The sequence below is a fragment of the Streptomyces sp. NPDC087844 genome (assembly GCF_044742785.1).
In the GTDB taxonomy this organism is placed as follows: domain Bacteria; phylum Actinomycetota; class Actinomycetes; order Streptomycetales; family Streptomycetaceae; genus Streptomyces.
Map to the genome: position 1 here is coordinate 14,400 of NZ_JBIUVD010000026.1, position 13,716 is coordinate 28,115.

Sequence of the window (13,716 nt, forward strand, 5' to 3'; positions counted from 1 at the left end):
TGACAGGGCGTCCGGTCTCCGGATGCCGGTGCGGGCACCCCGTGTGAGGCTGAAGCCGCTGATCTTGTCCTCCGTACCGGGAGGGGGTCACCGACGTGACTCCATGGCTTCGCACCCTTCGCGTGACCGGCCTGCTGCTGCCGCTGCTGGCGGGCCCCGCGTTCACGCCGTACGCCGCCGCGTACGAGCCGGTCCCCGCCGAGTCACGGGCCGGCAGCCGGGCGGGAGAGGGCCGTGAGCGCCCGGGCCGGGATACGCCCCCGACGGACGAGGACGGTCCGTCGACTCACCCGGACGGCTCAGAGAGCCCGGAGGGCGACGAGAACCAGGCCCAGGAGGCCTCCTCCGCGCCGCCGGAACCACCCGCCCGCCCCGTCGACGCGCACGAGGCGGCCGACCGCCCGGTGCGCGCCTCGGAACCCGTCCTCCAGGTACTTCCCCTGGGCACGGGCCTGGTCCTGATCGGCCTGGGCCTGGGCCTGGCATTCCTGGCCCTACGAGCACGCCGGGGCTGAGGCTTTTGCCTTTGCGCTTGCGCTTGCGCTTGCTTTTGCTTTGGCTTTGGCTTTTGCTTTTGCTTTCAGGGGCGCGGGGAACTGCGCGACCAGCCCTCACCGGGCCGCACCCGAAATGCCGCCCCTCGGCCTTCGGCTCGGCTCCTCGGCCTCAGGGAAGCGTGAGCAACACCTTCCCGATGTGGCTGCTCTCCTCCAACACCCGATGCGCCGCCGCGGCCTCACGCATGGGAAGCTCCTGATCGACAATCGGCCGCACACGCCCACCCGCGATCAATGGCCACACATGCTCCCGCACGGCCGCGACGATCGCCGCCTTCTCCCCGCCCGGCCGAGCCCGCAACGACGTCGCGGTGACAGCGCCGCGCTTGGCCAGCAGCGCCCCGATGTTCAGCTCCCCCTTGGCCCCGCCCTGCATACCGATGATCGCGAGACGCCCATTGGCGGCGAGAGCGGTGACATTGCGGTCGAGATACTTCGCGCCCATGTTGTCGAGAACGACATCGGCGCCCACCCCGTCCGTGGCCGCCTTGATCTCCTCGACGAAGTCCTGCTCGCGGTAGTTGATGAGCACGTCCGCGCCCAGCTCCGCACAGAAATCCAGCTTCGCCTTGCTGCCGGCGGTGACGGCGACCTTCGCACCGACTGCCTTGGCCAGTTGGATCGCCATCGTGCCGATACCGCTCGATCCGCCGTGCACCAGCAGGGTCTCGCCGGGGCGCAGATGGGAGATCATGAAGACGTTGGACCAGACCGTGCAGGACACCTCGGGCAGCGCTGCCGCCTTGTCGAGGTCGACGCCCTCGGGCACGGGCAGCAGCTGACCGGCCGGGACGACCACCTTCTCGGCATACCCGCCGCCCGAGAGCAGCGCGCACACCTCGTCTCCGACGTTCCACCCCGACGTACCGGGCCCGAGCGCGGCCACGCGTCCGGAACATTCGAGCCCCGGATACGGGGACGCGCCGGGCGGTGGGTCGTAGAAGCCCTGTCGCTGCAGCAGATCGGCGCGGTTCACCGCGCTCGCCACCACCTCGACCAGCACTTCGCCCTCGCCGGGCACCGGGTCCGGGACCTCGTCCCACACCAGCGCCTCGGGCCCACCAGGTTCAGGAATCGTGATCGCTCGCATGCGGGCGAGGCTACTCCCGACAGCCCGTCACGTGGGGATTCCGCCCGCCACGTGGGGTTCAGTCCTGCGATCAGTCCTGCGATCAGTCCTGCCGCAGCGGGTTCATGTCCGGTGCGATCTGGCTGTGCCGGCTGACCCGCACGATGGTGATCAGACGGTCCGTCAACTGCAGTTTCCCGATGGCCGAGTCGTCGTAGCCGAGCACCCGATGCCCTCGTACGACGCTCACCACCAGGTCCTCGATCTCGCGGACCCCCTTGCCGACCTCGGCCTTTATGACGGGTCGCTCGGTCATGTCGAGCCCGCTGCCCTGCTGGATGAGGTCCTCCATGACCATGCCCGCGCTGGGGCTGAGCACGGAGAGGCCGAGAAGGCGGCCGGCGGCGCTCGCACTGGTGATGACGGCGTCGGCGCCGGACTGCTTCAGCAGGGGCGCGTTCTCCTCCTCACGTACGGCGGCCACGATCTTCGCCTTGCGGTTGAGCTGCCGGGCCGTCAGCGTGACGAGCACGGCGGTGTCATCGCGCTGGGTCGCGATGATGATCTGCCGGGCCCGCTGCACCTCGGCACGGAGGAGTACGTCACTGCGCGTGGCGTCGCCGATCACCCCCGCGTACCCGTCCGCCGTCGCCGCCTCGATCACCTTGGAGCTGGGGTCGACGACCACGACCTGCTCCTTCTTCAGCCCCGTCGCGCACACGGTCTGGATCGCCGAGCGGCCCTTCGTGCCGAACCCGATGACAACGGTGTGCTCCCTCAAAGTGGTCCTCCAGCGGTTCAGTCGCCACTCCTCCCGAGTCCGTTCGGTGAGAACTTCGAGAGTGGTGCCGACCAGGATGATCAGGAAGAGCACGCGCAGAGGCGTGATCAGGAAGATGTTGGTGAGGCGGGCACCGTCACTGACCGGGGTGATGTCGCCGTATCCGGTGGTGGAGAGCGTGACGGTCGCGTAGTAGAAGGCATCGAGCAGGTCGACCGACTTATCGGAGTTGTCGGTGTAGCCGTCCCGGTCGAGATAGACGATGAAAGCCGTGCCGACCAGCACCAGCAGCGCCATGAGGACGCGTTTGGTGACCTGGAACAGGGGGCGCTCCACCCGTTGGCGGGGCAGCTCCACCCGATGGGTGATCAGGCGTTCGTCCGCCTGGCGCGCGATCGCGTCGTGGCCCGGAAGTTTCACGTGAAACACACCTCGATCCCGGCCATGGCCCAGGGCAGGTCGAGGATCTCAAGTTCCTGACCCGGCCGTGCGCCGCCCGGCGGCACGACCGCGAGCGCGTCGGCCACGGCGATACCCCGCAGCATCGCCGGCCCGTTGTAGTGCAGCGGCACGGCCCGGTCCCCGCGCAGAACGACAGGAATCAGCCGGGTGTCGTACGGGTGACCGTGCACGCTGTCCTGAAGGGGCAGCGTGTACGACTCCGGGGCCGCGCGTCCCGCGAGGGTGCGCAGCAATGGTTCGGCGAGTGTGAGGAGGCCGGAGACGGCGGCGAGCGGATTGCCCGGCAGCCCGACGAGGTGCTGGTTCTCCTTGAGGCGCGCCAGCAGCATCGGGTGGCCGGGGCGCACCTCGACGCCGTCCACCAGGAGTTCGGCGCCGAGGCGGCGCAGGATCGGGTGGACGTGGTCCACGGGGCCGGCGGCGGTGCCCCCGGTCGTGACGATCAGGTCGGCGTCGGAGCTCTTGAGGGCCTTGCGCAGGGCTTCGGCGTCGTCGCCGAGCCTGCGCACCGCGATGACCTCCGCGCCGAGCGCGCGCAGCCAGGGCGGCAGCATCGGGCCGAGCGCGTCCCGGATCAGCCCGTCGTGCGGCAGCCCCTCGGTGAGCAACTCGTCGCCGAGGACCAGGACTTCCGCACGCGGACGGGGGAGGGCGGCGACGGTGTCGTATCCGGCGGCGGCCGCGAGTCCGAGCACCCCCGGGGTGACCAGCGTGCCGGGCGGCAGCAGGGGCTCGCCGGAGCGGCACTCCTGGCCGCGGGGCCTGATGTCCTGCCCGTGTACGACGTCCCGTGTCGCGTACAGCCGCTCCTTCTCGTCCGTGCGGCCGTGCTCACTGCGGATCACGGCGGAGGCGTCCTGCGGGATCCGTGCGCCGGTGGCGATCCGGACGGCCTCGCCGTCGGTGAGCGGCTGCGGCTCGTTCCGTCCCGCGAGCACTCCCTCGGCCCGCACGTCCCACGGGCCGGGACCGGCGACCGCCCAGCCGTCCATCGCGGACGTGTCGAAGGACGGGAGGTCCGAGAGCGCGGCGAGCGGAGCGGCGAGGACGAGGCCCAGCGCGGCGTCCAGCGTGACGGAGACGGAGGTGTCCGGGCGGCGGGGGGCTCGACCGGCGATGGCGCGGGCCCGCTGCCAGGGCGTGGCGGTGTGGCGATCGGCCTGGTGTTCGGCGGTGTCCTTCCGGCTCCCGGCTCCGGCTCCCGGGGCCGGGGAGGGCACCGGTCGGGAGGCTCCGGTGGTTCCGGAGTCGTCGTGCACCGGGGCACCGCCTTCCTTGACCAGGGCCAGGGCCTCCTCGACGCCGAAGTCGACCTCCTCGTACTGCCCCGAGGCGGTCATCCCTCGTCCGGGCGGGCGCCACCGGCCGTGCCCGGCGGAGTCGCCGTCGCGTCGATGGCGGCGGTCGGGGTCGCGGTGGCGTCGGTGGCGGTGGCGGTGGCCTCGAAGCCGGCCTCCGCCTCCCAGCGCAGCGCCAGTGCCGCGGCCTTGCGGGCGGCCTCCGCGACCGCTTCGGGGCCTCCCTCGGCCCGGCCCGCCGCGTACCCGACGAGAAACGTCGTCAGCGGCGCCGCCGGACGGGCCACACCATGGGCGGCGTCGCGGGCGAGGTCGAGCAGGAGGTCGGTGTCGACGTCCAGGTCGATGCCCAGTTCGTCCTTGACTGCGGTGATCCATTCATCCAACACGTGCCCATGCTCCCTGATACGTGCCCGGGCGGCGGCGATGTCGTCCCAGGTGTCGCAGTCGAAGGACGCGACGGGGTCGGTGATACGGGTCAGTTCGAGCGCGCCGGTGAGCCGCCGCAGCGGCAGACCGGCCAGTTCGCCGTGCTCGGCGCGCAGAGCCGTCAGCTCGCGGCGCAGCGCCGAGCGGCGGTACGCGGCCACGAGGGGCTGGTCGCGGCCGCCGGGGTCGGTGAGCAACACGCCCTCACCGTCGCTCTCGTGAAGAGTGGTCAGCAGCCTTCGTACCGTCTCCCGGTCCAGGAACGGCAGATCGGCGGAGAGCACGACGACGTACTCGGCGGTGGTGTGCCGCAGGCCGGCGTCCAGCGCGGCGAGCGGGCCCCCGCCGGGAGGGTCCTCACGCGCCCACTCCACGGGGCGCGCGGTGGGCCGGGGCTCCGCGACGACCACGGTGACGGCCGCGCCGGAGCAGGCGGCAAGGACTCGGTCGAGCAGTGCGCGACCGCCCACGCGAACACCCGGTTTGTCCGCGCCGCCGAGGCGGCGGGCGGCGCCTCCGGCGAGTACGACGGCGTCATGGCCGTCCGTACCGGGTGCGCCGGAGGAACCGAACGCGTCGGAGGAACCGGGTGCGCTGGGTGGCTCGAACGCGGTCACCCCACGAGTATGGGTGCCCGGTGGATCATTTCCACCCCCGCGCACAGCATGTGGACGGGGGTGGCGACGGACGGCCACCGGCTCTACGGGGCCCAGGGGTCACAAGGTCCGCAGCAGCACCGCCGGTTGTTCCACGCAGTCCGCCACATACCGTAGGAAACCGCCCGCCGTGCCGCCGTCGCACACCCGGTGGTCGAAGGTGAGCGAGAGCTGCACGACCCGCCGCACCGCCAGTTCACCCTCGTGCACCCACGGCTTGGGGACGATCCGGCCGACGCCGAGCATGGCCGCCTCGGGGTGGTTGATGATCGGTGTCGAGCCGTCGACGCCGAACACCCCGTAGTTGTTCAGCGTGAAGGTCCCGCCGGTGAGGTCCGCCGGGGTGAGCGTCCCGGTCCTGGCCGCCTCGGTGAGCCGGGCGAACTCCGCGCTCAGCGACTCCGCGTCCCTGGTGTGCGCCCCCTTCACCACCGGTACGACGAGTCCGCGCTCGGTCTGTGCGGCGAACCCGAGGTGCACCTCGTCGAGCCGTACGACCTCGCGGGCCTCCATGTCGACCGTCGAGTTGAGCTCGGGGAACCGGGCCAGCGCGGCGGTGCAGATACGGGCGAGGAGCGCGAGGAGGGAGATCTTCGACCCGCCGGCCTCGTTCATCGCCGCGCGCGCGTGCATCAGTGCCGTCGCGTCGGCGTCCACCCAGCAGGTCGCGTCGGGGATCTCGCGCCGGCTCCGCGAGAGCTTGTCGGCGACGGCACCGCGGATACCCCTGAGGGGGACGCGGGTGCCCGGGCGGGGAGCAGCGGTGCCGGACGCGCGCGTGGTGGCCGGTACGGGTGCCGCCGCCGGGCTCCGCTCCGGCCGTGCGAGGGCCGGAGCGGACGCACCGGCCCGCACGGCGTGCTCCACGTCCGCACGCGTGATCAGGCCGTCGGGTCCCGAACCGGCCAGCTCCCGCAGATCGAGCCCGTTCTCCCGGGCCAGCCGCCGCACGAGCGGGGAGATGACCGGCACGGGGCCGTCGGCCCGGCGCCCGGCATCGACACTCCCGCCCGCCGCAGGCGCCGGCGCCGTCGCGACGGCCCGGGCCGCGCCGGAGGACGGGCCCGGTGACCGGTGACCCGGCGCCGCACCGGGTGCGGGCGGTCGTACCCTGCGGCGCCGCGCCGAAGGCGCCTGTGTGCCGTAGCCCACGAGCACGTTCCCGGACCCCTCGTCCTCGCCGCCGGCAGCCCGTGCGCCGGCGGTCGGCGCGTCGAAGGCGGACGGGCCGAGGTCCGCCGCGCCGAAGTCCGGTGCGCCGGAGGCCGGCGCTCCCACCGCGACCGTCAGCAGCGGGGAACCCACGGGAAGTTCGGTGCCCTCCTCGCCGTAGCGGGCCGTGACCACACCGCCGTAGGGGCAGGGGACCTCGACCATCGCCTTGGCCGTCTCGACCTCCACGACGGGCTGGTCGACGGCGACGACATCACCGACCTGGACGAGCCAGCGGACGATCTCGGCCTCGGTGAGCCCCTCACCGAGGTCGGGCAGCTTGAACTCCAAGACCTGGGCCATCAGCTCTGTGCCTCCCACTGCAGCCGGGCCACCGCGTCCAGGATCCGGTCGACGCCGGGCAGATGGTGCCGCTCCAGCATCGGCGGCGGATAGGGGATGTCGAACCCGGCCACGCGCAGCACCGGCGCCTCCAGGTGGTGGAAGCACCGCTCGGTGACCCGCGCGGCGATCTCCCCGCCGGGCCCGCCGTAGCCGCCCGACTCGTGCACCACGACGGCCCGGCCGGTACGGCGCACGGACGCGGCGACCGTCTCGTCGTCGAAGGGCACCAGAGAGCGCAGGTCGACGACTTCCAGGTCCCAGCCCTCGGCCCGCGCCGCGTCCGCGGCCTCCAGACAGACGGGCACGGACGGCCCGTACGTGATGAGCGTGGCGCTGCGGCCCGGGCGGCGGACCACCGCGCGGCCGATCGGCTCCACGGACTGCGGCTCGTCGGGGTTCCAGGAGTCCTTCGACCAGTACAGCCGCTTGGGCTCCAGGAAGACGACCGGGTCGTCGGAGGCGATGGCCTCGCGCAACAGGCCGTACGCGTCGGCGACCGTCGCGGGTGTCACGACATGCAGCCCCGGAGTCGCCATGTAGTACGCCTCGGAGGAATCGCTGTGGTGCTCCACCCCGCCGATGCCGCCGCCGTAGGGCACGCGCACGGTCAGGGGCAGCGGCATCGCCCCGCGCGTGCGGTTGCGCATCTTCGCCACGTGCGAGATCAGCTGCTCGAAGGCCGGGTACGCGAAGGCGTCGAACTGCATTTCCACGACCGGCCTGAGCCCGTACATGGCCATGCCGACCGCCGTGCCGAGGATGCCCGCCTCGGCGAGCGGTGTGTCCGTGACCCGGTCCTCACCGAACTCCTTCGCGAGGCCGTCGGTGACACGGAAGACACCGCCGAGGGTGCCGACGTCCTCACCCATCACATGGACGGTGGGGTCGTCGGTCATGGCGTCGCGCAGGGCCCGTCCGAGGGCCTGCGCCATGGTGGCCGGCTTCACCGCGACGGTGGTCATCGCGTGTTTCCTTCCGGCGCAGACGCAGACGCAGACGCAGACGCGTGCGCGTCCGCGTGCGCGTCCTCGTCGTCGTGGTGGTGGCGCGCCTCGGCGTCCAGCTCGGCGCGCAGCTGCGCCTCCTGCTCCAGGAGATGCGTGGTGGGCCGGGCGTAGACATGGGCGAACAGGTCCATGGGGTCGAGGACCGGGTCCTGGTTCATGCGCTCGCGCAGGTCAGCGGCCATCGCCTCGGCGTCCTCGCGCACGGCGCGCACACCGTCCTCGTCGAGCAGTCCGCGCTCGGTCAGCTCGTGCTCCATGAGGGCGATCGGGTCGTGCGCCCGCCAGGCCTCGACCTCCGCGTCCTCGCGGTAGCGCTTGTCGTCGTCCGCGTTCGTGTGCGCCTCCATGCGGTACGTCACCGCCTCCACGAGCGTCGGGCCGAGACCCGCGCGCGCGTGAGCGATCGCCTCGCCCAGCACCTCGTGCACGGCGACGGCGTCGTTCCCGTCGACCAGCCGGCCCGGCATCCCGTACCCGACGGCCTTGTGGGCCAGTGAGGGGGCGGCGGTCTGCTTGGCGAGCGGGACGGAGATGGCGAAGCCGTTGTTCTGGACCAGGAAGACCACCGGGGCCTGCCAGACGGCGGCGAAGTTCAGCGCCTCGTGGAAGTCGCCCTCGCTGGTGCCGCCGTCGCCGACCAGCGCGAGCGCGACCACGTCGTCGCCCTTGAGGCGGGCCGCGTGCGCGAGGCCGACGGCGTGCGGGAGCTGGGTCGCCAGGGGTGTGCACAGGGGGGCGATGCGGTGCTCGTGGGGGTCGTAGCCGGTGTGCCGGTCGCCGCGCAGGAGCGTCAGCGCCTGGACGGGATCGAGACCCCTGGCGACCGCCGCGAGGGTGTCCCGGTAGCTCGGGAAGAGCCAGTCGCGCTCTTCGAGGACGAGCGCGGCGGCGACCTCACAGGCCTCCTGGCCGGTGGAGGAGGGGTAGACCGCGAGACGGCCCTGCTTGGTGAGGGCGGTGGCCTGCGCGTTGTACCGGCGGCCCCGTACCAGTTCCGCGTACAGCCGGCGCAGCAGATCCGGGTCGACCCGATGGGCCGCCCGGGTGCCGAGGACGCGGTGGGGCAGCGCGTCGGGCAGCAGCGGCGCGGGGTCGGTACGTGGCTGCCAGGCGGGCGGGGGCGTCGGCCGGTATGCGCCTCGCTGCTCCATGACCGTCATGTCGGCACCTCCTCGTGGGAGTCGCTTCGAGAGGCCCGCCGAAAGTGACGCGCCCCACCTACCGATTGTTCGGTCGTCGGCACATTTTGGCTACAGGCACCCTCAGGCTGTGGACAAACGGTTCTGCACAGCCTGAGATGGACGCAGTACGTCCATGGTAGGGAGGCGGTGGGACATGGCACCTGAACAAATGGCCGAGGGGCCCGACTCCGGGTCGGCCCTGCCGCCGCCGCGTCCGCTCGACTCCATCGACCAGGACATTCTCCAGATGCTCCAGGCGGACGGCCGCGCCTCGATACGGTCGGTCGCCGAGCGGGTCCACGTGTCCCGCGCCAACGCGTACGCGCGCATCAACCGCCTCGTCGAGGACGGTGTGATCCGCGGTTTCGGTGCCCGCGTCGACCACGAGCGCGCGGGACACGGCACCTCGGCCTACATCACGCTCAAGATCGTGCAGAACACCTGGCGCACGGTGCGCGAGCAGCTCAGGAGGCTCCCCGGGGCGTCCCACATCGCGCTGGTCGGCGGCGACTTCGACGTCCTGCTCCTGGTGCACACGCCGGACAACAGGGCCCTGCGCGAACTGGTCCTCACCCGTCTCCAGGCCATCCCCGAGGTACTCAGCACCCGGACACTGCTGGTGTTCGAGGAGGAGGACCTGGAACCGCAGGGGTGAACGCCGCCCCCGCCGGGGACCCGACGGGCCGCCCGCGCCCGGGGCGGCGCGCTCAGCCCTGCCGCCGCAGCCCCCCGAAGACCATCAGCACCACCGCGTCGGCGACCTCGCGCTCGCCCATGCCCCGCCCGTCCGGGCGGTACCACTCGACTATCGAGTTGATCATCCCGAAGACCAGCCGGGTCACGAGCCGGACCTCCACGTCACCGCGTACGTCCCCGTCGGCGGCCGCCGCCTTCAGGAGCGCGGCCACCTCGTGGTCGAAGTCCCGGCGCCGTTCCAGGGCCCAGCGCTCGGTGTCGGTGTTGCCGCGCACTCGCAGCAGCAGCGTCACGTACGGCAGTTCGGCGGTGAGGACCTCGACCATGCGGCGGGTGACGTACTCCAGGCGCTCCACGGCACGCCCCTCGCGCGCGTGCTCCTCGTCGAGGATCCCGAAGAGGCCGTCGAGCGCGCGGCTGACGGCCCGGCGCAGCAGCTCCTCCTTGCCCGTGACGTGGTGGTAGATCGACGACTTGGAGATGCCGGCCGCCTTGGAGAGGTGCTCCATGGAGGTGCCGTCGTAACCGCGCTCGTTGAAGACCCGCACGGCCACGGAGAGCAGCGTCTCCGGCGTGTACGTGTCGCGCTTGGCGGTGGTCATGGGGTGCCCTCCCGCTTTTCCGAGGCGTACGCGTGGCGGTAGAGCGCGAGGGACGGCGCGTAACGTCCTGACGGGTCGCGCATGTGCAGGTCGTCCAGGACGTCGTAGGCCCAGCTCCGGCCGAGCCTGCGGCTCCATTCGAAGGGGCCGAGCGGGTAGCTGACGCCCTGGCGCATCGCCGTGTCGATGTCCTCCTCGGTGGCCACTCCCTTGGCGACGGCGTCGTGTGCCAGGTCGACGATGCGGGCCACCGTGCGGGCGACGATCAGGCCGGGCACGTCCCCGATGACGCTGACGTCCTTGCCGAGCGCCTGGAAGAGCCCGGTGGCCTCGGCGAGGGTCTGTGTCTGGGTGTCCTGCGAGTGGGAGAGGGCGATCCGGCTCGCCCTGCGGTAGTCCAGCGCCAGGTCGAAGTAGACGACGTCACGGAACTCGACGGCGGTCTGTCCGTCCGCGAGGGCCAACTGTCCACCGCTCGGCAGGACCAGGCGCGTGCCGTGGTCCTCCTCGTCCTCGCGGACCTGGATGCCCGCCTCGCGGATCAGCGCGAGCAGTTCGGAGGCGGGGCCCAGGTCGCCCTCGACGACCACGTACGCGGGCGGCTGGACCTTCTCCGCGGTGTGCGGTTCGGGCCGCTCTCCCTCGTCCCCGTAGTCGTACCAGCCGTGCCCCGTCTTGCGGCCGTGGCGGCCCGACTCGACGAGCCGCCGCTGGGCCAGTGAGGGGGTGAAGCGCACGTCCTGGAAGAAGGCCTCCCACACCGAACGCGTGACGGACTCGTTGACGTCCTGTCCGATGAGGTCGGTCAGTTCGAAGGCTCCCATCCGGAAGCCGCCCGACTCGCGCAGGACCGCGTCGATCGTCGCGGGATCGGCGGCCTGGGCCTCGTAGACAGCGAAGGCCTCGGCATAGAAGGGCCGCGCGATGCGGTTGACGATGAAACCCGGGGTGTCGGCGCAGGCGACCGGGGTCTTCCCCCAGGCGCGGGCCAGCTCGTACGCGCGCGTGGCGGACGTGACATCGGTCGCGAACCCGGAGACGACCTCCACGAGGGGCAGCAGCGGCGCGGGGTTGAAGAAGTGCAGTCCGACGAAACGGCCGGGGTTGCGCAGGGCGCCGCCGATCGCGGTCACCGACAGGGAGGAGGTGTTGGTGGCGAGCAGGCAGTCGTCCGGGACGATGTCCTCCAACTCGCGCAACAGCTGCTGTTTGACGTCCAGTCGCTCCAGGACGGCTTCGAGGACGAGGCCCGAGTCGGCGAGTTCGGCGAGGGTCTCGGCGGGGCGCAGCCGGGCACGTGCGGCGTCACGCTCGGCGCCGGTCAGCCGGTCCTTCTCGACGAGCCGGTCGAGCCGGGCGCCGATCTCTTCGGCCGCCGCCCGGGCACGGCCGGGCGCGGTGTCGTACAGCCGCACGGGGTGGCCCGCGACGAGCGCGACCTGGGCGATGCCCTGGCCCATGGTGCCGGTGCCGACGACGGCCACGGGGCCGGCGAGGTCGAGTGCTGTCATGCTCGCGATCCTCCCGCACGCTGTTTTCCACAGGTTCAGCGGACCCCCTTGTCCCGACCGATCGTTCGGTTACTCTAACTCTGTCCGGCTGTTTCTGCCCAGGTCATGAGCTGGACCGCCAGGTCCTGAGCTCGACGAAGAGTTCATGAAACGAGGAGATGGTTCCGCATGGCCGCCGCCGCACTGACCGCGCACGAACTCGTCGCCAAGCACCGGCCGACCCTCGACCAGGCGCTGGAAGCGATCCGCACGCGCGCGTACTGGTCGCCGCACCCCGAACACCCCAAGGCGTACGGGGAGAACGGCAGCCTGGGGATGGCCGAGGGCAAGGCCGCTTTCGACGCCCTGCTCGGCGGCCGGCTCGACCTGGACCAGCCCGGCACCGACGACTGGGTGGGCGGCGAGGTCTCTCCGTACGGAATCGAGCTGGGCGTCACGTATCCGCACGCGGACGTCGACACGCTGCTGCCCGCCATGCGCGCGGGACAGCGTGCGTGGCGCGACGCGGGCGCGGAGACACGCGCGGTGGTGTGTCTGGAGATTCTCCGGCGGATCAGCGACCGCACGCACAAGTTCGCGCTCGCGGTCATGCACACCAGCGGCCAGGCCTTCATGATGGCGTTCCAGGCGGGCGGCCCGCACGCCCAGGACCGCGGCATGGAGGCGGTGGCGTACGCGTACGTGGAGCAGGTCCGCACCCCCGACACGGCACAGTGGACGAAGCCCCAGGGCAAGCGCGACCCGCTCGCGCTGACCAAGCGGTTCACCCCCGTGCCACGCGGGATCGCGCTGCTGATCGGCTGCAACACCTTCCCCACGTGGAACGGCTATCCGGGCCTGTTCGCCTCCCTGGCCACGGGCAACGCGGTACTGGTGAAGCCCCACCCGCGCGCGGTGCTGCCGCTGGCGCTCACCGTCCAGGTGGCCCGCGAGGTGCTCGCCGAGGCGGGCTTCGACCCGAACCTGGTGGCGCTGGCCGCCGAGCGGCCGGGCGAGGGCATCGCCAGGACCCTGGCCACCCGCCCCGAGATCCGGATCATCGACTACACCGGTTCGACGGCGTTCGGCGACTGGCTGGAGACCAACGCCCGCCAGGCGCAGGTCTACACGGAGAAGGCCGGCGTCAACACGGTGATCGTGGAGTCGACGAACGACTACAAGGGGATGCTCTCCAACCTCGCCTTCTCCCTGTCCCTCTACAGCGGCCAGATGTGCACGACCCCGCAGAACTTCCTCGTCCCTCGCGCCGGCATCCGTACGGAGGAGGGACCCAAGTCGTACGACGAGGTGGTCGCCGACCTCGCTGGGGCCGTCGACGGGCTCCTCGGGGACGACGCCCGGGCGAACGCCCTGCTGGGCGCGATCGTGAACCCGGACGTGCAGGCCCGCGTCGAGGCCGCGGCCGGTCTCGGCGAAGTCGCCCTCGCCTCACGGGAGATCGCGAACCCGGAGTTCCCCGACGCGGTGGTCCGCACGCCGGTGATCGTGAAGCTCGACGGCGGAAAGCCGGACGACCAGGCCGCGTACATGAGCGAGTGCTTCGGCCCGGTCTCGTTCGCCGTCGCGGTCGACTCGGCGGCCGAAGCGGTGGAGCTGCTGCGCCGCACCGTCCGTGAGAAGGGCGCGATGACCGTCGGCGCGTACACGACCTCGGAGGAGGTCGAGGAGGCCGTCCGGGAGGCGTGCCTGGACGAGGCGGCCCAACTCTCCCTGAACCTCACCGGCGGGGTGTACGTCAACCAGACGGCCGCCTTCTCCGACTTCCACGGCTCGGGCGGCAACCCGGCGGCCAACTCCGCCCTGTGCGACGGAGCGTTCGTGGCCAACCGCTTCCGAGTGGTGGAAGTCCGCAGCGAGGCCCGCACCAAGGCGTAGGCCCCGCACCGGGGGGCGCCCTTCAAGAGGCGCGG

General features: G+C 71.9%; 12 protein-coding genes. 3 read left to right on the forward strand and 9 right to left on the reverse strand.

Translation table 11 applies throughout. The features are described 5' to 3' along the window. Positions 1-95 precede the first annotated feature (95 nt). Positions 96-515 carry a hypothetical protein gene (locus tag ACIOKD_RS35610; protein ID WP_402092121.1) on the forward strand — a complete coding sequence of 140 codons (420 nt, stop codon included), beginning with the start codon at positions 96-98 and terminating at the stop codon, positions 513-515. A 151-nt stretch (positions 516-666) separates the two neighbouring features. Here ACIOKD_RS35610 and ACIOKD_RS35615 read toward each other — a convergent pair whose 3' ends face one another. The 7 genes from ACIOKD_RS35615 to pdhA form a co-directional block, all read right to left on the reverse strand. Next, positions 667-1,647, reverse strand: a complete 981-nt coding sequence (locus ACIOKD_RS35615; protein ID WP_402092123.1) for an NAD(P)H-quinone oxidoreductase — start codon at positions 1,645-1,647, stop codon at positions 667-669. A gap of 82 nt (positions 1,648-1,729) precedes the next feature. Continuing rightward, positions 1,730-2,836: a potassium channel family protein gene (locus ACIOKD_RS35620; RefSeq protein WP_402092124.1), complete on the reverse strand. Its 1,107-nt coding sequence runs from the start codon at positions 2,834-2,836 to the stop codon at positions 1,730-1,732. Then, positions 2,824-4,209 (reverse strand): molybdopterin molybdotransferase MoeA, encoded by a 1,386-nt coding sequence (locus ACIOKD_RS35625; RefSeq protein ID WP_402092126.1) that lies wholly within the window; start codon positions 4,207-4,209, stop codon positions 2,824-2,826. The genes ACIOKD_RS35620 and ACIOKD_RS35625 overlap by 13 nt, the downstream gene beginning before the upstream one ends. Further along, the gene (locus ACIOKD_RS35630; protein ID WP_402092127.1) at positions 4,206-5,213 is read right to left on the reverse strand and encodes an NTP transferase domain-containing protein; all 1,008 of its coding nucleotides are present in this window, start codon (positions 5,211-5,213) and stop codon (positions 4,206-4,208) included. Before ACIOKD_RS35630 ends, ACIOKD_RS35625 begins: the two co-directional genes overlap by 4 nt. 99 nt (positions 5,214-5,312) lie before the next feature. Further along, positions 5,313-6,767 (reverse strand): dihydrolipoamide acetyltransferase family protein, encoded by a 1,455-nt coding sequence (locus ACIOKD_RS35635; protein ID WP_402092128.1) that lies wholly within the window; start codon positions 6,765-6,767, stop codon positions 5,313-5,315. After that, positions 6,767-7,771 carry an alpha-ketoacid dehydrogenase subunit beta gene (locus ACIOKD_RS35640; RefSeq protein ID WP_398287328.1) on the reverse strand — a complete coding sequence of 335 codons (1,005 nt, stop codon included), beginning with the start codon at positions 7,769-7,771 and terminating at the stop codon, positions 6,767-6,769. The genes ACIOKD_RS35635 and ACIOKD_RS35640 overlap by 1 nt, the downstream gene beginning before the upstream one ends. After that, on the reverse strand, positions 7,768-8,976 hold the full coding sequence (pdhA, locus tag ACIOKD_RS35645; protein WP_402092130.1) for a pyruvate dehydrogenase (acetyl-transferring) E1 component subunit alpha: 1,209 nt from the start codon (positions 8,974-8,976) through the stop codon (positions 7,768-7,770). Before pdhA ends, ACIOKD_RS35640 begins: the two co-directional genes overlap by 4 nt. Positions 8,977-9,166: 190 nt before the next feature. Between pdhA and ACIOKD_RS35650 the strand changes: the two genes are divergently transcribed. Then, on the forward strand, positions 9,167-9,652 hold the full coding sequence (locus tag ACIOKD_RS35650) for an Lrp/AsnC family transcriptional regulator (RefSeq protein ID WP_402092225.1): 486 nt from the start codon (positions 9,167-9,169) through the stop codon (positions 9,650-9,652). Positions 9,653-9,704: 52 nt separating this feature from the next. Here the strand turns inward: ACIOKD_RS35650 and ACIOKD_RS35655 are convergent, their stop codons facing one another. Together ACIOKD_RS35655 and ACIOKD_RS35660 are read right to left on the reverse strand one after the other, a co-directional pair. Further along, on the reverse strand, positions 9,705-10,295 hold the full coding sequence (locus ACIOKD_RS35655; protein WP_402092132.1) for a TetR/AcrR family transcriptional regulator: 591 nt from the start codon (positions 10,293-10,295) through the stop codon (positions 9,705-9,707). Beyond that, on the reverse strand, positions 10,292-11,806 hold the full coding sequence (locus ACIOKD_RS35660) for a 3-hydroxyacyl-CoA dehydrogenase (RefSeq protein WP_402092133.1): 1,515 nt from the start codon (positions 11,804-11,806) through the stop codon (positions 10,292-10,294). Before ACIOKD_RS35660 ends, ACIOKD_RS35655 begins: the two co-directional genes overlap by 4 nt. A gap of 168 nt (positions 11,807-11,974) precedes the next feature. On the opposite strand from ACIOKD_RS35660, the gene paaN reads away from it, so the two are divergent. Beyond that, positions 11,975-13,681 carry a phenylacetic acid degradation protein PaaN gene (gene paaN / locus ACIOKD_RS35665; RefSeq protein WP_402092134.1) on the forward strand — a complete coding sequence of 569 codons (1,707 nt, stop codon included), beginning with the start codon at positions 11,975-11,977 and terminating at the stop codon, positions 13,679-13,681. Positions 13,682-13,716: the final 35 nt, after the last annotated feature.